Origin of the sequence: Treponema sp. TIM-1, from assembly GCF_046533115.1 — a bacterium.
Classification (GTDB): Bacteria; Spirochaetota; Spirochaetia; order Treponematales; family Breznakiellaceae; genus JAIRMO01.
Genome location: NZ_JAJQRC010000009.1, coordinates 70,858 through 93,061, shown reverse-complemented (window position 1 = coordinate 93,061; position 22,204 = coordinate 70,858). Strand labels below are relative to the sequence as shown.

Annotated in this window: 20 protein-coding genes; 13 read left to right on the top strand and 7 right to left on the bottom strand. The window is 52.4% G+C overall.

Translation table 11 applies throughout. The features are described from left to right. Positions 1-44: 44 nt before the first annotated feature. The 4 genes from LQZ21_RS06020 to LQZ21_RS06005 form a co-directional block, all read right to left on the bottom strand. Complete coding sequence (locus tag LQZ21_RS06020) at positions 45-641, bottom strand: TetR/AcrR family transcriptional regulator (protein ID WP_411043337.1); 597 nt, start codon at positions 639-641, stop codon at positions 45-47. Positions 642-771: 130 nt separating this feature from the next. Beyond that, positions 772-1,959 (bottom strand): THUMP domain-containing class I SAM-dependent RNA methyltransferase, encoded by a 1,188-nt coding sequence (locus LQZ21_RS06015; RefSeq protein ID WP_411043336.1) that lies wholly within the window; start codon positions 1,957-1,959, stop codon positions 772-774. A gap of 76 nt (positions 1,960-2,035) precedes the next feature. Continuing rightward, positions 2,036-2,947, bottom strand: coding sequence for an SAM-dependent methyltransferase (locus tag LQZ21_RS06010; RefSeq protein ID WP_411043335.1), 912 nt, complete (start codon positions 2,945-2,947; stop codon positions 2,036-2,038). A gap of 43 nt (positions 2,948-2,990) precedes the next feature. Further along, positions 2,991-3,317 (bottom strand): PilZ domain-containing protein, encoded by a 327-nt coding sequence (locus LQZ21_RS06005; RefSeq protein WP_411043334.1) that lies wholly within the window; start codon positions 3,315-3,317, stop codon positions 2,991-2,993. Positions 3,318-3,567: 250 nt separating this feature from the next. On the opposite strand from LQZ21_RS06005, the gene LQZ21_RS06000 reads away from it, so the two are divergent. The 11 genes from LQZ21_RS06000 (at position 3,568) to era (ending at position 16,321) form a co-directional block, all read left to right on the top strand. Further along, on the top strand, positions 3,568-4,776 hold the full coding sequence (locus LQZ21_RS06000; protein WP_411043333.1) for an ROK family protein: 1,209 nt from the start codon (positions 3,568-3,570) through the stop codon (positions 4,774-4,776). A gap of 221 nt (positions 4,777-4,997) precedes the next feature. Beyond that, the gene (locus LQZ21_RS05995; protein WP_411043332.1) at positions 4,998-6,497 is read left to right on the top strand and encodes a sugar ABC transporter ATP-binding protein; all 1,500 of its coding nucleotides are present in this window, start codon (positions 4,998-5,000) and stop codon (positions 6,495-6,497) included. 9 nt (positions 6,498-6,506) lie between these two features. Further along, positions 6,507-7,508 carry an ABC transporter permease gene (locus LQZ21_RS05990; RefSeq protein WP_411043331.1) on the top strand — a complete coding sequence of 334 codons (1,002 nt, stop codon included), beginning with the start codon at positions 6,507-6,509 and terminating at the stop codon, positions 7,506-7,508. Positions 7,509-7,572: 64 nt separating this feature from the next. Next, entirely contained in the window at positions 7,573-8,553 is a 981-nt protein-coding gene (locus tag LQZ21_RS05985) for a substrate-binding domain-containing protein (protein ID WP_411043330.1), read from the top strand. Between the two features lie 64 nt (positions 8,554-8,617). After that, positions 8,618-9,784, top strand: a complete 1,167-nt coding sequence (locus LQZ21_RS05980) for an iron-containing alcohol dehydrogenase (RefSeq protein WP_411043329.1) — start codon at positions 8,618-8,620, stop codon at positions 9,782-9,784. A gap of 9 nt (positions 9,785-9,793) precedes the next feature. After that, positions 9,794-10,216 (top strand): D-ribose pyranase, encoded by a 423-nt coding sequence (rbsD, locus tag LQZ21_RS05975; protein WP_411043328.1) that lies wholly within the window; start codon positions 9,794-9,796, stop codon positions 10,214-10,216. 23 nt (positions 10,217-10,239) lie between these two features. Next, the gene (locus tag LQZ21_RS05970) at positions 10,240-12,288 is read left to right on the top strand and encodes a beta-galactosidase (protein ID WP_411043327.1); all 2,049 of its coding nucleotides are present in this window, start codon (positions 10,240-10,242) and stop codon (positions 12,286-12,288) included. Positions 12,289-12,507: 219 nt separating this feature from the next. Then, positions 12,508-13,314: an ATP-dependent sacrificial sulfur transferase LarE gene (gene larE, locus LQZ21_RS05965; protein ID WP_411043326.1), complete on the top strand. Its 807-nt coding sequence runs from the start codon at positions 12,508-12,510 to the stop codon at positions 13,312-13,314. Between the two features lie 46 nt (positions 13,315-13,360). Beyond that, positions 13,361-14,659, top strand: coding sequence for a nickel pincer cofactor biosynthesis protein LarC (gene larC, locus LQZ21_RS05960; RefSeq protein ID WP_411043325.1), 1,299 nt, complete (start codon positions 13,361-13,363; stop codon positions 14,657-14,659). Then, positions 14,649-15,401, top strand: a complete 753-nt coding sequence (gene larB, locus LQZ21_RS05955) for a nickel pincer cofactor biosynthesis protein LarB (protein WP_411043324.1) — start codon at positions 14,649-14,651, stop codon at positions 15,399-15,401. Before larC ends, larB begins: the two co-directional genes overlap by 11 nt. After that, positions 15,401-16,321, top strand: coding sequence for a GTPase Era (era, locus tag LQZ21_RS05950; RefSeq protein WP_411043323.1), 921 nt, complete (start codon positions 15,401-15,403; stop codon positions 16,319-16,321). The genes larB and era overlap by 1 nt, the downstream gene beginning before the upstream one ends. A 58-nt stretch (positions 16,322-16,379) precedes the next feature. Here era and thrH read toward each other — a convergent pair whose 3' ends face one another. Beyond that, on the bottom strand, positions 16,380-16,997 hold the full coding sequence (thrH, locus tag LQZ21_RS05945) for a bifunctional phosphoserine phosphatase/homoserine phosphotransferase ThrH (RefSeq protein ID WP_411043322.1): 618 nt from the start codon (positions 16,995-16,997) through the stop codon (positions 16,380-16,382). Between the two features lie 77 nt (positions 16,998-17,074). Next, on the bottom strand, positions 17,075-19,288 hold the full coding sequence (locus LQZ21_RS05940; protein ID WP_411043321.1) for a methyl-accepting chemotaxis protein: 2,214 nt from the start codon (positions 19,286-19,288) through the stop codon (positions 17,075-17,077). A gap of 503 nt (positions 19,289-19,791) precedes the next feature. On the opposite strand from LQZ21_RS05940, the gene LQZ21_RS05935 reads away from it, so the two are divergent. Next, positions 19,792-20,595, top strand: coding sequence for a biotin--[acetyl-CoA-carboxylase] ligase (locus LQZ21_RS05935; protein ID WP_411043320.1), 804 nt, complete (start codon positions 19,792-19,794; stop codon positions 20,593-20,595). 46 nt (positions 20,596-20,641) lie between these two features. Here LQZ21_RS05935 and LQZ21_RS05930 read toward each other — a convergent pair whose 3' ends face one another. Then, positions 20,642-21,298 carry a glucosaminidase domain-containing protein gene (locus tag LQZ21_RS05930; protein ID WP_411043319.1) on the bottom strand — a complete coding sequence of 219 codons (657 nt, stop codon included), beginning with the start codon at positions 21,296-21,298 and terminating at the stop codon, positions 20,642-20,644. 159 nt (positions 21,299-21,457) lie between these two features. Between LQZ21_RS05930 and radC the strand changes: the two genes are divergently transcribed. Beyond that, entirely contained in the window at positions 21,458-22,180 is a 723-nt protein-coding gene (radC, locus tag LQZ21_RS05925; RefSeq protein WP_411043318.1) for a RadC family protein, read from the top strand. Positions 22,181-22,204 lie beyond the last annotated feature (24 nt).

Below are 22,204 nucleotides of genomic sequence, written 5' to 3'. Positions count from 1 at the left end.
CAGATTTTGAGGCCGCCTCCATATTTTTCGGCCTAGTTGCGGGGTTAGATAAGCCGCAGCTGGTTTATGGTCAGTTCCACCGCCTGTTTCAGCTCCCTGGCGGAGGGACGCTTGAGGACCACCAGGCGGAAGATGGCGGATTCGATAAGGCTGTAGAAGAGGTCATCCGCGGTACGGACGTTCACCGCTTTGATTTCCCCGGAACGGATCCCCTCTATCATCATGGTGGCAATGATGTGCCGCAGCCGCAGGGTCCGCCGGCGGACCCTAATTTCGGGATCCGCGTCATTTTTGGAGAGGTATAAGAGAAAATCCAGGATAACCCGGAGAAGCCGGCGGTTTTCTTCCAATCGATCCAGGATCAGGGAGATAACCCGAAGGAGTTTATCGGAGCAATTCAAATTCGTATTTTCCCGTACCCCGGAGATATCCTGCTCCAGTACGCCCAGGAGCTGTTTTATACTGTAATTGAAGATATCCCGTTTATTTTTAAAATAAATATACAGGGTTGTTCTGGTAATTCCACAGAGATCGGCGATTTTTTGAAAGGTGGCGTTCTCAAAACCCTCTTCCATAAAAATATCCAGGGCCTTTTCCAGAATTTCCCGCCGCCGTTTTTCATGTTCTACCACAATGGACATAGTCGTTTTCTCCAGATTTGTATCAAAATCGATGGGGCTTTTCCAAAACCCCAGGTTTGGGAGGGGCGCCGATCCTTTTCTATAATATCCGAGGCGGTTTCAAAATGTCAAATTTCAGACCCCCCGGTCTTTAACCTTTCCCTGCGGACAGTTGGTGGTATTCATAAAAATACGAGGGAATAGCCCCGTTGGTTATTTTTCTAAGGCTGTCCGCCTTCCGGCCAAAATGAGACTCAAATCCGGGATGATCCGTGATAAGGCCGAGTTTCCAGCCCGGAAAATTTTCGGCCAGGCTCCTCATTTCCCGGTAAACAGCCTCCGCCTCCTGAGGATCCCCCAGGCGTTTTCCATAGGGCGGGTTGGTGATAATGAAACCTTCGGGCTCCGGCGCCCGGGCCTTCTTCATGGGGATAAGGCGGAAATCGGGCAAAGGGAATCTCCCCTCCGGCGGCCTGACCCGTATGCCCTTCCCCGGGTTTTCCCCGCGAGCCAATTCATAGGCCCGGATCAGGTTGGATTTTGCCTGGGAAACCGCCCGGGGATCGGCATCGCTCCCGTAGATGCGGATGGTATTTTCAAAATTCACCCGTGCCAAAAGCTCCTCCCGGATGGCCGTTTCCAGGGTCCGATCCCCCAGGGATAAGCCCGACAGGGCGAAAGACCGCCCAATCCCCGGGGCCATATCCCAGGCGTAGATTGCCCCTTCTAAAGGGATAGTGCCGGAGCCGCAGAAGGGATCGTAGAGGGGGAATTTCCGCTTCCATCCGGAGAGGAGCAGCATGGCCGCGGCGGTGGTTTCCCTGAGGGGGGCCGTACCGCCCTCACTACGATACCCCCGTTTAAAGAGAGGTGCGCCGGAGAGGTCCAGAAGCAGGGAGACCTGATCTTTTTCCAGGTACACCCGCAGTTCCGCCGCGTCCCCGTCAGGGAGCCGAAGGACGCCATAGGCATTGCAGAGCCGGTCCGCGACGGCCTTGTGGACCACCCCCTGGATACTGGTAACCGCCTCCAGCCGGGACCGGTTGGACCTGACCTTGGAAACCAGGAGGCCCTTCTCCCGGGGGATGAAATCTTCCCAGGGGATCCCCCGGCTTCCCTCAAAAAGCCCCTCAAAATCCAGGGCTTCAAACCGGGCGGCTTCCAGCAGCAGGCGATCCGCGGTCCTGAGGGCCATCAGCGCCCGGTAAAGCCCGGCAAGATCCGCCTCAAACCGGACCCGGCCAAACCCCGAATCCAAAACCCGGAGTTTGAGTTTTTTGAGCTCGTTGGAAGTCACCCGTTCCGCCCCAAGGGCACACAGGGCCATGGCAATCCACATGAAACCACTGTACCAGTAAAAATGCGATTGTACAATTAAACCGGAGAAAAAATGAAAAATGAGGAAGAACAGCCTGCTAGGCGATCCGGATCCAGGTTAATTCATGTTTGTTGTGGTATAGGTGGACCACCCTGCCGCCGGGCAGGGCAGTGAAGTCCCGAAGGGTTTCAAAGTCCGGCGCCCCCTGGAGTTTTATGGTACATACAAAATTGGCGCAGCGCCCCGAATCGAGCCATTTTTTTATCCATCCCAGGAGCCGGGGAGGATAACAAACCACATCGGAAAAAATCCAATCCAGGGGACCCAGATCTTCGGGGTTCAAGGTGAATGCGTCATGTTGGATAAACCGTACCCCGGGCCGGGCAAGGATCCGGTCTTCCGGGGGAGCGCGGTCCACGGCGATCACCTCCGCCCCGAGTTTAGCCAGTACCCAGGTCCAGCCCCCGGGGCTTGCCCCGGCGTCCAGGCAGCGATCCCCCGGGCCCGGCCATTTCCGGCAGAGAACCAGGGCTTCCTCCAGCTTTAGGTAGGCCCGGCTGGGCGGCCCCTGTTTATCCTCCTCAAAACGGATAATCCCCCCGGGAAAGGGACTTTCCGAGCGGGCCGAAGCGAGGAGGGTATGGTGGTCCAAAAGGGTCCATCCTCCCATGGGGGAATCCGGCAGCCGCCAGGGAAAAGGCCGTGGTTTTGTACTGAGGGGGGGCAGTTTTTCCGTGATCAGGGCGCCCCGGCGGAATTGGGTAAAAAGGACCGGCGCCCAATTCCGCTGCAGGTTCCGCAAGGCCCGGGCGGCTTCACCGATGGAATCGAACTCCAGCCGGAAGGGCTCGAGCCATATATTTCGGCACCACGAAGCGGGGCCGGTATAATCGGGGGAGTAAAAAAAGGGACCTCCCAATTCCTGCAAAGACCCAAGTTCGGCTCTTAAATGATGCTCGAACCCTGGAACGGCCTGAAAAACCCGGCCCGTGAGGGGGATCAGGTTCATCTGTCCATTTCCTTTAGGTTCCTTTTTTTAAGGTTTACCGGGCTTAACGCCAGGAAAGATAATCCACATACCGTTGAAACTGCTTTCCTTTGGGAGATTCTATTATAGCAAATCCTACTTCAAAGGAGTAACCGCCGGACCTTGTCCATAGGACTTCCACCACAATTTCAAAGGGGCCTATTTTTGAGGCCTCCTCGGGCAGAATCTCCATTTTGTACCGGTGATTAAGTTTGATATCCATAAAAACGGTACTCTCGATACCGCAGCCGGTCACGCTGATATCCTTGAGCAGGACCTTACTCTCAGCGACATCGGCAAGTCGGGCCTGGGCATGGGTGGTATAGCGAGTCTGCTTTCTTTTTTCTGTCATATCTTTCCTATTATTTCCTATACCACGGTTTTCGTCAACCGAAGATCCCGGAATTTCTGGCTGATTCGTTGCGAAGGGTACATACCCAAGAACCCACTCACGCGGGGGAGCCTTGGGGCGGAACCAAGGGTTGCGGCTGTTACCCCCGGTAGGTTTTAAAACAGCCTCAATAGTCGCGGGATTGAAATGTTGTTAGTTTTTTAAGTATCTTAAGTAAGTGAGGTATATGCCAATGCAGCGGTATAGAAAAATGGATAAGCTTCAAATCGCCCAGATAAATAAATACAATGTATTCCGGTGTTTAGTCCGTGAAGGTCCGATAAACCGGGCGGCCATCGCGAAACTTACCGATTTAAGTATCCCCACGGTTATGTCCATTGTTGATGATTTATTTGAAAAGGAAGTGGTCCGTTCCATAGGAAAAGGAGAATCCTCCGGGGGAAAGCCGCCTGAAATGCTGGAAATCGTCCCGGAGCGGTTTTGCTATATTGGGGTAGATATTGGCCGTACCACCATCCGGGTGGTGGCTAATAATATTATATCCCAGCAAATCGCCTGTCTTCAGGAACCAACGGGAGATCCCTTTCCCGAAAAGATATTTGCCGAACGTTTATGCAAACTGGTATTACAAATTGTTAAGCAGCTTCAGGCTAAAAAAGAGTGCGTCCTGGGGGTGGGAGTCGCCATGCCGGGACTCATTGAAAACGAAACAGGGAACGTGATCTTCTCCCCTGATTTTGGGTGGGACAATATTCCCCTGCGGGCCTGGCTGCAGGGAAGGCTGCCCTATCCTATCATCGTCGAAAACGCCAACCGCGCCTTGGCTTTGAATGAGAGTTATATCCCCGGTGAAGAGGATCATACCCATACCACCTTTTCGGTGAACCTGGGCTATGGTATCGGTGCCGGCCTGGTAATAGGCGAAGACCTTTATACCGGTTCCAGTGGTACCAGCGGGGAAATAGGGCATATTACGGTTGCTAAGGAAGGCCCGGTTTGTAAATGCGGAAATATCGGCTGCCTGGAGGCGGTTGCCTCCGGCGCGGCCATTGCCATAGAAGCGCAAAGAATCATAAGGGAGGGGATTCCCTCAAAAATTGCCGAATTTTGTGGGGGCGATCCCGATAAAATCGACGCAAAACTGGTTTTTCGGGCGGCGGATACGGGGGACGAAACGGCCCTTGAGATTATAAACATCGCCGCGGAGTATATTGGCATTGGGCTTTCCATGGCGATCAATGTACTGGACCCGGATAGGGTGGTTCTTTGCGGCGGTTTGATGAAAAACGGTCCCCTTTTCTTTAATATGATTAAAACCAGCCTGAAAAAACACCAAATGCGACAGGTTGGAAGGCGCCTGACTATATCCACGGAAACCAAGGGGGAGTATAGTACCGCCAACGGGGCGTGCAGGGTACTGGCGAATACCCTCTGGTGGCGGCGGGCCTTACCTATATAGAAATAAGTCAAAAACAATTTTTTTTTAAGATTCTTGTTGACAAATTTAAAATAATGGTGTTACAATGTTTTAATAACTTAGGAAACTTAACAAAGTTTAATATAGGTTTTTTTGAAATTTGAAATTTTGAAAAACCTTTGTGTTATGGTCTTGAATCCCTATAAGGGGAGGGATTTGGAATCGTTGGTGATACATTGAGAAATTCGTAAGAGGGGTTTGTTTTGGGGAACGAATATCTATTGGAAGTAAAGGACGTAAGCAAGGTCTTTCCGGGAACCCGTGCCTTGAATAAGGTACGATTACAGGTGAAGAAAGGTGAAATCCACGCCCTTTGCGGGGAAAACGGGGCGGGAAAGTCGACATTAATGAACATAATTGGAGGGGTTTATCAGCCGAGTGAAGGTTCACTCTTTTTTGACGGCAGGGAAATAGCCCCCAAAAATCCCCGGGAAGCCCAGGACATGGGTATTGGTTTTGTTCACCAAGAGTTAAGTCTTTGCCCGCACCTGTCGGCAGCGGAAAACATCTTCATCGGCAGGCTGCCCCGTAAGGGAGACATTATTGATTTTAAAAAACTCTATGCCGACGCGGATGCAATACTTGGAAAATTCAACGCCAGTTTTAGCTCCAGAACAAGGGTAGCCAGACTGACGGTCAGTGAACGGCAGCTTGTAGAAATAGGAAAATCCATCTCCCTCAACTGTAAACTGTTGATCTTGGACGAGCCCACTTCTTCCCTGAGCGATAATGAAACGAAAAAACTTTTTGAAGTGGTCCGTAATTTACGCGGCCAGGGCATTTCCATTCTTTATATTTCGCACCGTATGGTAGAAATTTTTGAACTTTGTGACCGGGTCACCGTTTTTAAGGACGGCGGCTATATCTCTACCATGAATATCAGCGAGATCAGCGATAATGACGTCATACGGGCCATGGTGGGTCGGGAGCTTTCAATTTTTTATCCTCCAAAATCGGATTGTATAGAAGAAAATAACATTATCCTGGTGGTACAAAATTTAAGCGGTAATCAATTCCAGAACATCAGCTTTACCCTGCGCCGGGGGGAAATACTCGGTTTTTCCGGCCTTGTGGGGGCGGGCCGCAGCGAGATCATGCGGGGGCTTTGCGGAATAGATCCGGTATACGAAGGGAAAATAACCCTTAACGGCAAAAATAAGCATTTTAGAAATTACCGTGAAGCGGTAAACAGCGGCATCTGTTACTTGACCGAAGACCGAAAACTGTCCGGTATTTTTCCGGTGATGAGTATTAAGGACAACATGATAAGCGCCAACCTTAAAAACGTTTCCCGGGGCATCTGGTTTGATAATGTGAAGGGAGAAAAAATGGTACAGGACTATATCAATCAGCTTAAAATAAAAGTTCCCGGCATTAACTATTCAATTATGAGCCTTTCCGGTGGTAATCAGCAAAAAAGCCTGGTGGGTAAATGGCTTTCGGTCAAGCCGAAAGTTCTTATCATGGACGAACCCACCAGGGGCATTGATGTGGGAACCAAGGCGGAAATTCATAATCTGCTTCGGGATCTCGCCTCGTCGGGAGTCGGGGTGATTATCGTTTCCAGCGAGCTGCCCGAGATAATCGGACTCAGCGATCGTATCGCGGTTATCCATGAGGGAAATTTGATGGGTATTCTTTCATCTGACAGGGCGACCGAAGAAAATGTGATGACCCTGGCCTCGGGGAAACAAATAGCTTAAGGGGGAAGCATGTTACCGGATAAGGTTAAGGCGCTAGCGAAAAAGATAATTGCCCAGCGGGAAGCTACCGTGTTTTTGATTATCATAGTAACGATTAGTATCGTAAGTATCTTTCAACCGAAATTCTTTACTATGGGCAATCTTCGCAGTATTGCCTTGGCTATTGCAACCGATGGCTTTTTTTCCATAGGTTTGTGTCTCGCTCTTATCCTTGGGGGCATTGAATTATCCGTCGGCGGTGTCGCGGCAATGACCTGTGTCGTTACCGGTTATATCTGCCTTCTGGGAGTAAACATCTGGCTTTCCTGTCTCTGTGCGATAGGGGCTGGTTTGTTTGTCGGTTTCTTTAACGGCTTTATGATAAGCAAAATAGGGCTGCCGCCTTTTATTGTTACGTTAGGCATGATGAACCTGTCCAGAGGAGTGGCCTATATTCTTACGACAGGTTCCACAATTTCAGTATCAGGCCGGTTGCCCGATTCATTCCGCGCTTTGGCAATCTCCGATATTTTTGGGATTCCGATGCTCTTTGTCATATTTCTTGTTGTCGCCATAATCGCCCATGTTTTTACGCGATACTCAAGTATTTGCCGTAATATTTTCTTTGTTGGATCCAATGAAAATGCCGCGCGTTTTTCCGGCATCAACGTTGATAAAGTAAAAATATCCGTCTATGTTATTGTCGCCCTCCTTTCAACCATTACGGGAATTTTAAGCGTAGCCCGTTTTAATGTGGCCACTTCCCAGCTCAGTGTCGGCGCTGAAACAACAGCCATTTCCGCCGCGGTTATAGGCGGTACTTCTTTTACCGGGGGTGCGGGCAGTATTGTAGGAACCTTTATGGGAGTTGTGTTGCTCAAAGTGGTCAATTCGGCGCTGGTTATGCTCAATATATCGGTATACTGGCAGAATTTCGTCCAGGGTGTAATCCTTATCCTGGCTGTATCAATGGACTATATTTCTCACCGTGAACGGGGACCGAAACGGAAGGTTAGAAAGCCCGCAAATTAACAATGGTGTCCATGTACGGCGAAAATGCCGTACAGCACATATTACGTTTTATCAGGAGGATTATATGAAAAAGAATGGGTTGCTCTTCTTGACGGTATGCATACTTCTGATCGGCTTTGTGTCCTGTAGTTCAGGATCGGGCCCTTCAGAGCAAAGCGCCGTCTCTTCTCCGCTTATTGGAGATGCCTCAGAGGAATACTACATGGTTACGTTTCTTTCCGGCATTGATTATTGGAAGATCTGTTTCCAGGGTATGGAGGATGCCGCTAAATTATACGGCGTTACCCCAAAATACACCGGACAGATTGATGCCGATGCGGCAGGTCAGGTAGCGGTTCTTGAGCAGGTTATTGCCATGAAACCGAAGGGAATTGCACTTACCTGTGTCGACGCGTATGCCCTTGCGGACACTATCAACAGTGCTATTGCCCAGGGTATCACCGTTATTACCTTCGATTCGGATTCGCCGACTTCAAACAGGCCTATGTACGTTTCTACCGATGCGGAGGTAGCGGGGCTTACCGCGGGTCAATTTATGGCTCCCAAAGTTGCGGGAAAGCAAGGAAAGATTGCTGTTGTCTATACTATTGGTCAATACAATGAAGAAATGAAATTCGCGGCTTTCCAGTCTTACCTTGCCGAACATGCGCCTAATATTGAGCTGGTCAAAGTCAGTGACGGTGGTGATACCACCAAGGCGGCCGATAATATGGCGGCGGCTTTACAGGCTAACAGTGACATAGTCGGCGTGTTCTGCATTTCTGGTATCTCAGGCTCGGTAGTTCCCACTGTGGTAAAAGAAGCAGGCAGGAGAGACCAGATTACCGTACTGACTTATGATGTGGATAAAGCGGTACTGGACATGCTCAAAAGCGGCGATATTGACGCAACCATGGCACAGGGGCAGTACAACATGGGGTACTGGTCTCAAGTTTATCTGTATCACCTGGCGCACGGTCTTCCCGCCGAACCGCCTCCGGGATTTGTTGATACCGGATCATTTGTCGTTACCAAGAATGAGGCTGATAAATACTACATCAAATAAGTAATCCATTTACAGGGAAAAGCGCTTGTGCTTTTCCCTGAATGTTAACGGCAGGAGGTTTTTGATGAAATCATTTAATTACTTTGCACCGACTGAAATCGTTTTTGGATGCGGCCGGGTCAGTGAAATAGGCGGCCTTGCCCTGCGATTCGGTAAAAAAGCGATTCTGGTAACGGTTCCGGAATTTCCTGCCGTTGCTCCGCTTTACAAAAAGATAAAGGATAAGCTTAATGAGGCGGGAGTCGAAATTATTCATTATGACCAGGTTATTCCCAACCCCACCACCGAGGTGGTCGGCGAGGGCGCAAAACTCGCCAGGAAATTCGGCGCCCAGCTGGTGATTGGCCTCGGCGGCGGTTCTTCCATGGATACCGCCAAGGCAATCGCCGTGGAAGCGACCCATCCCGGCACAGCCTGGGACTATCTACACTATACCGCCGGACCGTCTGAAAAGACCCTTCCGATTATTGCCATCGGAACCACGGCGGGTACGGGAAGCCAGACCACTCCCTGCGCGGTTATTACTAACACCGCGAAAAAAGACAAGTCCGCCATCTGGCACAAGAATATCTTTCCCCGGATCGCTATTGTGGATCCGGAACTTACCGTGAGTATGCCGAAGTCTGTTACCGCCCAAACCGGGTTTGACGCCTTCTGCCATAATTTTGAGGCCTACCTTTCGGTAAATACCAATCCCCTAGTAGAGGCCCTGGCCCTGGACGCGATAAAAATAGTGGTGGAAAATCTGCCCAAAGTGTTTGCAAACGGCGGTAATATTGAGGCCCGTTCGAAAATGGCCTGGGCCGATACCCTGGGCGGATTGACCAACGCTTCCGCCGGTGTTACCCTGCCCCACGGTCTGGGTATGCAGATCGGCGGCCATTGCCCCCATGTTACCCACGGTCAGGCTCTGGCGGCGCAGTACCCCGAATTCACCCGCTTTACCTGGCAATCGGCAGTTGAAAAATTCGCCGCGGTAGGACGGATTTTCAATCCGGCCCTGAACAACGAAGATGACAAAAGCGCCGCTGAAAAAAGCTGCGAAGCGATAGATAATTTCCTCAAGAAAATCGATCTCTGGATAGACCTAAAATCCCTCGATGTGACCAAAGAGGATATCCGTGAAATCGCCGACTGCGGCCAAGTACTGGGAGATTACAAGAATAACCCCCGGATAGCGACAATTCCCGAGATGTATGATTTGCTCATGCGCTGCTATGAACGCAAATAGGAGGAGGATATGACCGAAACAGGCATACTTAATCGTGATATCGCCGCGGAAATGGCAAAGCTGGGGCATACCGATAAACTGCTCATTGCCGATGCAGGGCTTGCGATACCGAATAGTACCAGGGTAATTGATATTTCCCTTGATAAAAATGAGCCCACCGCCCTTGAGACCCTCAAGGTGATTTTGCAGCATTTCAGCGTGGAAAAAATAATCCTTTCCCAAGCGACGGAAGAAGTAAGCCCTTCCCGAAAAAAAGAGTTTCTTGCCTGTTTTCCTCCGGATATGCCCTGCGAAATTGTGCCCCACCCGGTATTAAGGGATGAATTCACCAAGGAGGTAAAGTTTGCCGTTCGTACCGGCGACTTTACCGCCAATTCAAACATTATTCTGGTAAGCGCCGGCGGCCCCCGCTGGTACTGTGAAAAATCGTAATGGGAAAGATAGAGGTTGGTAGTATGGTAAAACTTTTTCAGGGAAAGGAAATACCCCTGGGTATATGTTACTATCCTGAACATTGGGATAAAAAATTATGGGCCGATGATCTCAGGCGCATGAAGGAAACGGGAATTTCCGTAATCCGAATCGGCGACTATGCCTGGAGCGTATATGAGCGGACCGAGGGGGTATTCACCTTTGATCTCTTTGATGAATTTCTCGCTTTGGCATCAAAAGAAGGGATGTGTATTATCATGTGTACTTCATCGGTTGCGCCGCCCGCTTGGCTATCCGAGAAGTACCCGGAGATTCTTAACGCCCGTAGAGACGGCGTGCTTTTCCGCCACGGGAACCGCCGTCATTACAATTACAATTCACCGGTCTACCGCGAATTCGTCGGACGGTTGGTCGAAAAAATCGCTTCCCGTTACGGGAAAAATCCCGCGGTCATCGGCTGGCAGATCGATAATGAACTCAACTGCCAAACCGACGAATTTTATTCCGAAAGCGACACTATCGCCTTTCGGGCTTTCTTGAAAGAAAAGTACTTGACCCTTGATGCCCTCAACGAAGCCTGGGGTACGGTAGTCTGGAATCAAACCTATACCGAATGGGAGCAGGTTTTTGTACCCCGTACCCATGTAAGCCCCGCGCCGAATCCTCATCTGCTTCTTGATTATATCCGCTTTGTTTCTGAAAGCGTGTGCGGCTATGTTAAGCTTCAGCGTGATATACTACGCCAATATATTAAAGAGGGTGATTTTATTACAACTAACGGCATGTATGCCAGTATCGATCACCACCGCCTGGTACGGGAAAATCTGGATTTCTACACCATCGTTTCCTATCCCAACGGGGTATTTACCCTAAACAACGATACGAAAAATTCGATGGATCTCAACGACCGCAAGGCAAGCAGGACGCTGGCCGAACTTCGGTCTATTTCTCCGGCATTCGGCATAATGGAACAGCAGGCCGGCGCCGGCGGGTGGAATATAGACGTACCCAGCTCCCAACCCAAGCCGGGGCAGATGACCCTCTGGACAATAGAAAGTATAGCCCACGGCGCCGATTATGTCGGATTCTTCCGATGGCGGACCGCCAATAAGGGGACTGAAATTTATTGGCACGGCGTCCTTGATTATGCGAATAAGGACAACCGGCGGCTTGCGGAATTAAGGGATATCGGCGGTAAGATAAAGGTCCTTTCCCCAGTTAAAGGGTCCCAATACGAAGCCGCCTTTGGCGTTATAAAGGATTATGATAATATTTTTGATTCCCAGGTTGATAAGTGGCATGAACGGCTCAGTAGTGAAAGCGAAGACGGCCTTTTCCAGGCCGCGCAGCTTTCCCATACGCCCATGGATTATGTGTACCTTACCGAAATTACCAAGCTTGAGGATCTAAGCAAATACCCGGTTCTTTTTTATCCACATCCGGCAATTCTCACGGAAGACCGCGTAAAGCTCCTGACCGAATATGTAAAAACAGGCGGTATCCTGGTGTTTGGAGCGCGGACCGGTTACAAAGATACAAACGGCAGATGCCCCATGACGGAACTTCCCGGCCTTGTGGGAGAATTTGCGGGCGTCACTGTGGTGGATTCCACTTTCGTAGGCCCGCAAGACGAAACGGTTAAGATCAGATGGGGGGATTCTGAATTTGATTCCGGGGTGTTTAACGATTTCTTTGAACCCCGGGGGAGATCAAATATCCTTGGGACGTATGAAAATAATTATTATGCCGGAACAGCGGCCCTGGTTTGTAACCCCGTGGGAAAGGGCAGCGTCTATTGCTTTGGTGGAACTTTTAACCGGGAAGCAGCCTTGGTGTTCCTGAAAAAACTCGAAATTGAAGATCCCTACAGGAATATATTGAATTTACCTGAGGGCTGTGAACTTGCGGTTCGTAAAGGCGGTGATAAAAGGTACCTTTTTGTTCTTAATTTTATGGGACAAAAGGCCGCATTGACTTTGAAAAAAGAACTCAGGAACCTTTATACCGGGGAAAAGGCCATTGGTGAAATTGAACTGCCGCCCTTTGGAACAATGGTATTTGAGGAAGGATAAAAAAAGAAGAATAGAGGGAGTCCTGAAACCCCCTGTCCTGCCCGCCAATTGACATCCCCACCCCAAAATGGTATATATGGAATGGCATGAAGCTTGGGTTTTTCCCGTTGGGTTGATCCTCCGGAGTAAACCTTTTAAAATCCCATGAAGGGTCTTTAGGTAAGGGGATAGAATCCTTTTCTATAAAACAGGGTTTATCCTGTTTATGGGAGCGCCATATTGACCATTGAAGAAAAATACGAAGCCCTTTTGCGGCTCATCGCCGGCCAGGGCAGGGTAGCGGTGGCTTTTTCCGGCGGGGTGGACAGTTCTTTCCTCTGCCATGCGGCGGCCGCGGCCCTGGGAGACCGGGCGGTGGCCATTACCGTGGTTTCCCCCATGCTTCCCAAAAGTGAAATCGACGGGGCTGCGGTTTTTGCCGCCAAGATCGGTATAAACCATATTCGTGTCGAAGAAGCCGAGATTGATGAAGAAGTGGCGGCCAATCCAAAAGAACGTTGTTATTTTTGCAAGAAGATAGAATTCGGCACTATTCTGCGGGTGGCAAAGGAGCGGGGGATCAACACGGTTCTGGACGGTTCCAACGTGGATGACCTGGGGGATTACCGGCCGGGCCTCAAGGCCCTGGAGGAATTACGGATCTTAAGCCCCCTGCGGGAAGTTACCCTTACCAAAGCGGAGATTCGGGAGCTTTCCCGGCGTTTTGAGCTTCCCACCTGGGACAAACCCGCCTTTGCCTGCCTGGCATCCCGGATACCCTATGGTGAGCGGATCGACAAGGAAAAGCTTTCCCGGGTGGAAAAGGCCGAGGAGACCCTGCGGGCCTACGGGTTCCGCCAGTTCCGGGTACGTTCCCATGACCGGATTGCCCGGATAGAGGTGGCCCCTGAGGAGCGGCGGCGTTTTTTTGATGAAACGGTACTGGATTCCATCTCACAGACCCTTAAATCCTATGGTTTTTTGTATGTCGCCCTTGAGCTGGAAGGGTACGCCATGGGGAATATGAACCGGGCGGCCCTGGTATAAAACCATACCGTCCTTTCTTTAAACCGCTTTTTGGAAGGTGATAACCTTGAAAACATTACATTTCGACTGTTTTGCCGGTATTTCCGGGGACATGGCCCTGGGTGCCCTGGTGGATCTGGGGCTTGATACCGATATATTGCGGGCAGAGCTTCGTAAACTCCCCATAAAGGGCTGGAACCTGGAATTTCACCGGGAGCAGCGGGGGGGTATTGTCGGCATCCAGGGAATAGTGGATCTGGGAGAACAGCGGGATCATATCGCCCACGACCATGGGCATGAACATCACCACGGTTCCCCGGAGCATCATCATGTCGGTCATGATGGCGGCTCCGGTACGCATCAGGGGGGGCATCATTCATGGAAGGAGATCCGGGCCCTCATTGAAAATTCCCCCCTTACCCCGGGGGCAAAAACACGGGCCCTGGATATTTTTACCCGGATTGCCCGGGCGGAAGCGGAGGTCCATGGCGTCCCTGAGGAGGATATCACCTTCCACGAAGTGGGCGCCCTGGATTCGATCATCGACATTGTGGGTTGTGCCATTTGCCTGGATATGATCAAGCCGGACCGGATCACCTGCGGGGAGGTGGAGTTGGGGAGCGGGACCGTTACCTGCGCCCACGGGGTACTGCCGGTTCCCGCCCCGGCAACCCTCATCCTCTGCCGGGGTATGCCGGTAAAAACCGGGGGCTTCCCCAAGGAAATGACCACCCCCACCGGGGCGGCGATCCTGGCGGCTACGGTGGATGAGTTTACCACCGCCGGCAGTTTCCGGGAAATTAAAACCGGCTACGGCATAGGGACCAGGAGGATGGAACGGCCCAATCTACTCCGGGTTTCCCTGCGGGAGGAGGCGGATGTTCCCCCCCACGGGGACTGGCGGATCGAGGAATTGGTCTTGTTGGAGGCCAATATCGACGATATGAGCGGCGAGGCCCTGGGTTTTCTCATGGAAACCCTCTTTGCCGCCGGAGCCCTGGATGTTACCTTTACCCCGGTGGTGATGAAAAAATCCCGCCCTGGAACCATTATTTCCGTGCTCTGTCCCCCTAAAAAACTGGATACTCTCCGGGAGCTTATGTTCAAAAAATCCGCCACCATAGGGTTTCGGGAAACCGAAGTGCGCCGCCTCTCCCTCCGGCGGGAAGAGGATACCCTGGAGGGGGAATGGGGGGCTTTTCGCCGTAAAACGGTATTTTACGGTGAAAAGCCCCTGCGCTCAAAGCTGGAATACGACGATCGCGCCCGGATAGCCCGGGAACAGGGACTGTCCCTGGAAGAAGCGGAGGAGCGTATCTTGACGGGTCTCCCCAAACGGAAAGAGGAAGCAGCCCATGGCGGATGAGGATATCACGGGGATCCTTCAATCCATCAGGGAAGGGACCCTGTCGGTGGAGGAGGGGAGCGAGCGGATTGCCTCCCTTTACCAGGATGATCTGGGTTTCGCGGTGATCGATACCTGCCGGGAGGAGCGTACCGGCTACCCCGAGGTGGTGTTTTGCGCGGGGAAACGGGTGGAACAGGCCCTGGCCATCATACGGCGGATGCGGGAGCGGGGCCTTCCCGTGCTGGGGACCAAGGCGGGGCCTGAGCTGGTCGCAGCGGTCCGTTCTCAATTTCCGGAAGCGGCCTACGATGAGCTGGCCCGGACCCTAACCCTGGGATCCCCGGCAGGGGAGGGGACCGGCCTCGTGACGGTGGTGGCCGCCGGAACCTCGGACCTGCCCGCGGCAAGGGAAGCGGCCCGGACCGCGGAATTTTTCGGCAGCCGGGTGGAAATCATTGCCGACGTGGGGGTAGCGGGGATCCATCGCCTTTTTGCCCGGCTCCCGGACATCAGGAAGGCCCGGGTGATCATCGCCGTGGCGGGTATGGAGGGAGCCCTGGCGGGGGTTATCGCGGGGTTGGTTAAGGTTCCGGTGATCGCCCTGCCCACCAGCGTGGGATACGGCGCCTCCTTTGGGGGGATTTCCGCGCTGCTGGGAATGCTCACCTCCTGCGCTCCGGGTATATCCGTGGTGAACATTGATAACGGGTTTGGCGCCGGGTACCAGGCCAACCTCATAAACCATCTGGGATCATCCTGATGGACCAACCGGCAATAGACCGGCGGCCCAAGGCCGCCTTTGTGGCGGTGGTGGGCCGGCCCTCGGTGGGAAAATCCACCCTGGTTAACCTTCTCTGCGGGGGCAAGGTTGCCATTGTAAGCCCCGTTCCCCAGACCACGCGGAATGCCATCCGGGGTATCATCAACCGCCCCCAGGGGCAGTTGGTTTTTGTGGATACCCCGGGGATGCATGTTTCGGAAAAAAAACTCAACCAGCGGCTCCTGGAGGTCGCGAACCGTTCGGTGGAAGAATCGGAACTTGTCCTCTATGTACTGGACGCTTCCCGGATCCCCGGCGCGGAGGAAGAGGCCGTTGCCGACCGGCTGGGTTCCCCGGCCTGTATGGAACGAACCCTGGCGGTGATAAATAAAATGGATGCCCCCGGCGCGGATTTTCAGCGGATCCGTAATTTTTTAGATCAGAAGCTGCCCCTTTTAAATCCCGCCCGGTGTTTTCAAGTTTCGGCCCTTAAAAACGAGGGGGTTGACGCCGTGGTGGAATGTCTTTTTGATATCGCCCCCCCGGGGGAACCCTTTTATCCGGAAGAGTATTATACCGACCAGGAGGTGTCCTTCCGGATTGCCGAAATTATCCGGGAAAAGGCCATCAACCGCCTGCGTCAGGAACTGCCCCATGCCATTTATGTGGAAGTGGCGGATACGGAACTAAGGGACGAGGGAAAACGGCTGTGGGTACGGGCCTTTATCCTGACCGAGCGGGAATCCCAAAAAGGCATGGTGGTGGGCAAGGGGGGGGAAGTGATCAAGGCCATAGGCAGGGAGGCCCGGAGGGACCTCAACCGGATCTTCGACTGGAAGGTGGATCTGGACCTCCGGGTCAAAACCGCCAAGGACTGGCGTCATAACGACCACCTCCTGCGGCGTCTCATCGGCCGCTGATAGGGCAGGGACCTTTGTTTTTTCAGCGGCTCAATAAAAAATGTTTTTACCCGGGGCCTTAAGCGGGGGCCTGCCGGGATAAAAAGCGGTCAATCTGGGAGAGGAGTCCGTCAAAGGTATCCACACAGACCAGATCGCTGTGATCTTTTCTGATCTTTTCCGGGGCCCGGAAGAGACAACCATTACCCGCTTCCCGAATCATGGCAAGGTCGTTGAAGGAATCCCCCGCGGCAAAAACCTCAATATTAAGGGACTTAAAGGCGGCCACCGCGTGTTTTTTGCCGTCCCTTTGGCGGAGTTTGTAATCGACAATGGAGCCGTCTTCGGCGATCACAAAACTGTTACAAAAAAGGGTAGGGTACCCCAATTTAGCCATCAGGGGCCGGGCGAATTCCTCATAGGTGTCGGACAGGATGATAACCTGGGCCCGTTCCTTAAGATTTTTGATAAATTCCTTCGCCCCTTCCAGGGGATCCATGCCGTTAATAACCCTGCGGATATCCCGCAGTTTTAAACCGTTTTTTTTCAGTAGTTCCAGCCGGAAACGCATGAGCTTGTCATAATCCGGCTCATCCCTGGTGGTAAGCCGCAATTCGGGGATTCCCGTCGCCTCGGAAAAAGCTATCCATATTTCGGGAATCAAAACTCCTTCAAGATCAAGACATATAAGACGCATATAAGTAAGTATACCATGGCGGTGAAAGCGGCGTCAATTAAGCGAACCGGTTCCCAAATCCGAAATTGGGACCCGCTTCATTTTTCGACTTTAAATTTTGAAACCTCTTTTACCAGGACGTCAATGTTTTTCTTGTTTTCCCCGCTGATGTTGTTCACCCGGTTTACCGCCACGTTGATCTCGTCGGCTCCGGTGGCCATCTCGTTCATCCCGCTGCTTATCTCCTGGGTTACCATTTCCAGGTTTTTACTTTCCTCTATTACCTGCCGGCTCCCCTCAAGCATCTCCTCGGAACTGCCCTTGACCATCTGGGTGACCTCGTTTAATTGGCCGATAGCCTCCAGGATCTGTTTGCTCCCCGCGCTCTGTTCCTCCATGGCATTCCGGATGTTTTCTTCCTGGTCCGATACGGTCCGTACCCCGGTGTCAATGGCTTCAAATTTGCTCAGAACGCTGTTGGTGGACTTGGTTATCTTGTCGATAGAGTCTTTGATCTTCTTGAGGACCATACTGATGGTCTTGGACTGTTCCCCGGAATTCTCCGCCAGTTTTCGGATCTCGTCCGCCACCACCGCAAAACCCTTTCCCGCTTCCCCGGCATGGGCCGCCTCAATGGCCGCATTCATGGATAACAGGTTGGTCTGGCTGGCGATATTTTCCATCACCGCGTTGATCTCCAGGAGCCCCTCCGATTCCCGGGCAATTTCCTGGATGTCCGCGGCCACTTCCTGCAGTCCCGTACGTCCCACCTCGGAGGCTTCTATCAATTCCTGGACATTGGTGGCATTTTTCACCAGGGTTTGGGTGACCGATTGGATATTGGCGAGCATTTCCTCAATCGCCGAGGAGGACTGGGCCACACTGTTACTCTGGCGATCCACCTGGGTCTTGAGCTTATCGATATTGACGGTGATCTGTTCCATGGTCGCGTTGGTTTCGGATACCGAGGAGGACTGATTGATCACCCGGCCCTTGATGCTTTGGGTATTGGCGGTAATCTCATTGATCGCCGCGGCGGTTTCATTCATGTTACCGGCCAGCTCGTTTCCAATATCAAAAAGGGTGACGGACTGATTTTTGATGGTTATCACCAGGTTCCGGATCTTCTCCAGGGTCGCGTTAAAGTACTGGGCCATGTCGCCGATTTCGTCCTTGGAATGGACCGCCACCGTTTTGGTAAGGTCCCCTTCCCCTTCGGATATATCCTTGAGGGTAAGGGCCACCTTGACGATGGGCTTGGCGATAGTTCCGGCAACCAGAAAGATGATCGCCGCCGCGATAAGCACCGCGGTGATCCCCAGGATGATGGAGAAGAGGGTTAAGGCGTTGACATCCTCAAGGATGATATTCTTCTCCGTACCCAGCATCAGGGACCAGGTGGAACCGGTTTCACCGATGGAAAAGGAGTAGATGATGAGTTCCAAATCTTTCTTGAGGACTTGCGAATATACCGAGAATCTTTTTTCCGTTCCCTGGAGTACCGCGTTTTGGGCCGCGTCAACATTCTTGCCATAGAGGCTGTTTTGCGCGTCCCTGAGGAGTTTACCGATATGCTCGTCGGCATAACTGGCGATAACCGTACTGTTGTTGGAATAGATCGTCATGGCGGTAATGTCCCTCAGGCTCGAGTCTTTGATGATATCGTCCACCAGCGGCTGAATGTAGGCCAGATTGATGGTTACCCCCACCCGGCCTACCACTTCGTTGGTCTTGCGCTGAATCACCGGTACGGTGATCTTGGTCGTATAGGTGTTCTTACCGGCCACGATCTGGGATTCCGGATCGTACATCAGATCCTTCCGGGCGTTTTCTCCGGTGATGTTCGCCATCATCGTTGGTATGTCATCATAGGTGAGGTGTTCGATCTCCCCGGAATGCCGGGTGTACCAGTTGGCCCACTGGCCGGTTTCGGTATTGCCGGGCAGTCCCACAAAAGCTTCGTCCATACCGGGATCGATGGTATTGGGCTTAAAAACCACAAAAATGGCAACCAGCCGATCCTCGGAATGTAAAATCGATTCCATGAACTGATCAAAACGGTTGCGCTGCCTTCCCACATCGGCCTTGTCAAAATCAGAAAGGGTATCCGCCAGGGTATGGGCGGTACGTATATAGGCCTCATAACGCATCTGAATGGTCCTGGCCTGTTCCGCCGCCAGCCGTTTCTGGCTTGTCTTGGCCGCATCCATCTGTAGGGAAGAGGCGCGGTTCAACAAAATAATAGACATGGCCGCGACAATGGCGACCACCACGGAAATAACGATGAGACTTAAACGATATTTTAGTTTCATAAACTTTCCTCGGATAAATAAGCCAGATTCCCTTCCTTCAATACCGCCGCTTGTTTACGGCGGGTTTCTTCGTCAGGGATCTGATAAGGGGGATAAAAATAGGATAATACAACGAACTTCATTAACAATTTAAACACAGGATAAAGGAACAGTTAAAAACAATAGCATCCGTAAAAAAAATAGCAGATAATCTTTTGCCATACAAGAAACGATCCGTCTTTATCAAAAAAAACACAATCCTTTTCCGTCATACTCCAAAACTTTTTTTACCAAACCAATTTTAAAACACACGTTTTTTTAAAATTGGCTTTGAAAAAGCGGTCAAAGATCCGCTTTTTCTCTTAACGCTCGATACGGTTTCAAAACTGAAGTTTTGAAACCGCCCTGCCTACTATAAGTATATGAGCATCTAACGCTTATTGTCAAGAAATCGGACTTTTTCCTAAACTTCGGCAGTTTACCCCGCCCTTGAGAAACACCTTTTTTTACCCTATGATAGGGGCATGGAAAGCCTGGTCCGCCTCTCTATCCCCAACCCCTCAGGGGCGCCGGTCTATTACCGGGAAACCCTCTCCAGCACCATGGATGAGGCCCGTCGCCTGGCCGCCCGGGGGGAACCCCATGGGACGGTGCTCTGCGCCGGCCTTCAGGAGGCGGGCCGGGGCCGCAGAAGCCGGTCCTGGATCGCGGCGGCGGGGGAAAGCCTCCTCTTTACCATCCTGCTGCGGTACCCTGCTGTTTCCGCCCTGCCCCGGGCCATAACCCTTAAGGCAGGGCTTGCCCTTTCCCTGGCGGTGGAGGATTTTGCCCCCCCGCTTTTCGGCCGGGTCCGGGTAAAGTGGCCCAATGACCTCATGATAGACTCCCGGAAAGCCGCGGGGATCCTTACCGAAGGGGACGGGGAAACCGTCTACATCGGCATGGGGGTTAACATGGCCCAAACCGCATTTCCCGAAGCCTTCCGCTCTAAGGCCACGAGTTTAGCCCTGGCCCTGGGGGACCCGGCATCCTGTGGGGCGGAATGCCGGTTTCTCCTCCTGGAAAAGATCCTGCCCCGGCTTTACCGGGAACTCACCCTCCCGGAGACCGGGGACGAAACCTGGCGGAGGCGGCTTGAGGATAGGCTCTATAAAAAGGGCTGTCCGGTACGGTTTTTTCCCGGTGGGGCCGATTCCGGCCGCCTGGTGGAAGGGATCCTGGAAGGCATAGGACCCGAGGGGGAACTCCTTATGATTCCCTCCGGCGACTCCGGGCCAGAGCCCTTTATTACCGGGGAACTGGACGTGTATGCCCCTGCCCCGGAATAAGGTTTTCCGTGGGGGAATGCCGTAAAATCAGGCGTCCGGCCGGGCATTAACTTTTTCCAAAGACGGTGTCGTAAAGCCGTTTCAGCAGGGACGTTATTTTATTGCCGTATTCCTTATCCGTGGCCCAGGTTCCGGCCAGGCCCTGGATCTGCGGGGCCGATCCGTAGCGGACCCAGTGGTAGCGGGGATCCACCAGGGTCTGTTTGAGGGGTTCGTCCGTGGCATAGGCCTTGAGGTGCTGTATGTGGGCCCGTACCCCGGTACGGGGATCGGGAAACCACTCCCCGTTTTGGCCGGGACCGATGGCGCCGAGGCCGCAGAAATTGTTCATATCCGGCGTTACCAGGCCCCCAAAGCGGAGAAAACCCGTTTCCAGGCACATCTGGGCAAAGGCCAGATCGTGGTTGACCCCTTCGACGGCGGCTTCTTCCACATAGATCTTGGCCAGGGAGAGCACAAAATCATCATCGGCCTCGGGATTTGCCTTTTCCAGAAAAGCGAAAAGTTTCTCCGGTTCCACCAGACCCTTTCCCAGGATCTTCTCCGGTACCGGGGGAACGGGGGGTTTTTCAACCGGCGTTGTCGTCATTGGTGGCACAGTTTCAGGTTCTTTTGGTCCCGCAAACCGGGCGGTGGTACAGGAGGAGAAAATCATGAGCATACTGAGCAAAACGATAACGTGGCGTTGCATTGAGTTTTCCATACCATTCTATCGGTTTTTTTATCGATAATTTTGAGGCTTTCCCCTAAATTCAGTTTTGGAAAAGCCCCTTTTTATCCATAATACTGAAGTATTTTCAAAAATTCATCTTTTAAAAAGTCCCAATAGAAGTAAGATTCAGGCGAGATCCATATACACGGTATGAAAAAAGACCATTTTTCAGTTTGTGATACCGGTGACGGAAAATTCTTGATATCCGGGCCCCGTTCCCTGCCCTTGTCCCAGCGTCCCCGGGAACGGCTCATCAAATTCGGGGCGGAAAGCCTATCGGACCGGGATTTGTTGTCTATACTCCTTAACACGGGGGTTAAGGGAAAGAACGTCAGTATTCTGGCGGAAGAACTCCTTAACCGGCTTGAACAGGATAAGGAAATTCCTCCGGTTAAGGAACTTATCCGCCTGACCGGGCTGGGGGAGTCTAAGGCCAGCGCGGTGGCGGCCATGCTGGAATTCGGCCGGCGACGGTGGGGTATGATGGGTGCCAAAATCGCCTCCCCCGGCGATATCTTTAATACCGTGCGCCATTATGCGGACCGCCGGCAGGAACGGTTTATCTGCCTTTCCCTGAACGGCGCCCACGAGATCCTGGCGGTCCGGGTGGTCACCATCGGCCTCGTGAACCGGACCATCATCCATCCCCGGGAAGTATTTGCCGATCCCATATCGGACCGGAGCTGCGCAATCTGCGTAGCCCATAACCATCCCTCGGGGGAGCTTAAACCTTCCCCGGAAGACGACGAGGTTACCTTAACCCTCTGGAAGGCGGCAAAAATTCTGGGGATCCGGTTCCTGGATCATCTTATTTTTTCAGCCAAGGCCTATTTCAGTTACAGCCAGGCGGGCAGAATGCCCCGGGAGGGTTAATTGGTTGGAAGGCGGCCTTCCATG

What these genes read in the sequence shown, in the direction of transcription:
- LQZ21_RS06000 (WP_411043333.1), top strand. Translation starts at nt 3,568, where the DNA reads ATGGATAAGCTTCAAATCGCCCAGATAAATAAATACAATGTATTCCGG.
- LQZ21_RS06015 (WP_411043336.1), bottom strand. Translation starts at nt 1,959, where the DNA reads ATGTGGATTGCCATGGCCCTGTGTGCCCTTGGGGCGGAACGGGTGACT.
- radC (WP_411043318.1), top strand. Translation starts at nt 21,458, where the DNA reads ATGAAAAAAGACCATTTTTCAGTTTGTGATACCGGTGACGGAAAATTC.
- thrH (WP_411043322.1), bottom strand. Translation starts at nt 16,997, where the DNA reads ATGCGTCTTATATGTCTTGATCTTGAAGGAGTTTTGATTCCCGAAATA.
- LQZ21_RS05935 (WP_411043320.1), top strand. Translation starts at nt 19,792, where the DNA reads ATGGAAAGCCTGGTCCGCCTCTCTATCCCCAACCCCTCAGGGGCGCCG.
- LQZ21_RS06010 (WP_411043335.1), bottom strand. Translation starts at nt 2,947, where the DNA reads ATGAACCTGATCCCCCTCACGGGCCGGGTTTTTCAGGCCGTTCCAGGG.
- era (WP_411043323.1), top strand. Translation starts at nt 15,401, where the DNA reads ATGGACCAACCGGCAATAGACCGGCGGCCCAAGGCCGCCTTTGTGGCG.
- LQZ21_RS05985 (WP_411043330.1), top strand. Translation starts at nt 7,573, where the DNA reads ATGAAAAAGAATGGGTTGCTCTTCTTGACGGTATGCATACTTCTGATC.
- LQZ21_RS05930 (WP_411043319.1), bottom strand. Translation starts at nt 21,298, where the DNA reads ATGGAAAACTCAATGCAACGCCACGTTATCGTTTTGCTCAGTATGCTC.
- LQZ21_RS05980 (WP_411043329.1), top strand. Translation starts at nt 8,618, where the DNA reads ATGAAATCATTTAATTACTTTGCACCGACTGAAATCGTTTTTGGATGC.
- LQZ21_RS05990 (WP_411043331.1), top strand. Translation starts at nt 6,507, where the DNA reads ATGTTACCGGATAAGGTTAAGGCGCTAGCGAAAAAGATAATTGCCCAG.
- larB (WP_411043324.1), top strand. Translation starts at nt 14,649, where the DNA reads ATGGCGGATGAGGATATCACGGGGATCCTTCAATCCATCAGGGAAGGG.
- rbsD (WP_411043328.1), top strand. Translation starts at nt 9,794, where the DNA reads ATGACCGAAACAGGCATACTTAATCGTGATATCGCCGCGGAAATGGCA.
- LQZ21_RS06020 (WP_411043337.1), bottom strand. Translation starts at nt 641, where the DNA reads ATGTCCATTGTGGTAGAACATGAAAAACGGCGGCGGGAAATTCTGGAA.
- LQZ21_RS05940 (WP_411043321.1), bottom strand. Translation starts at nt 19,288, where the DNA reads ATGAAACTAAAATATCGTTTAAGTCTCATCGTTATTTCCGTGGTGGTC.
- LQZ21_RS05970 (WP_411043327.1), top strand. Translation starts at nt 10,240, where the DNA reads ATGGTAAAACTTTTTCAGGGAAAGGAAATACCCCTGGGTATATGTTAC.
- LQZ21_RS06005 (WP_411043334.1), bottom strand. Translation starts at nt 3,317, where the DNA reads ATGACAGAAAAAAGAAAGCAGACTCGCTATACCACCCATGCCCAGGCC.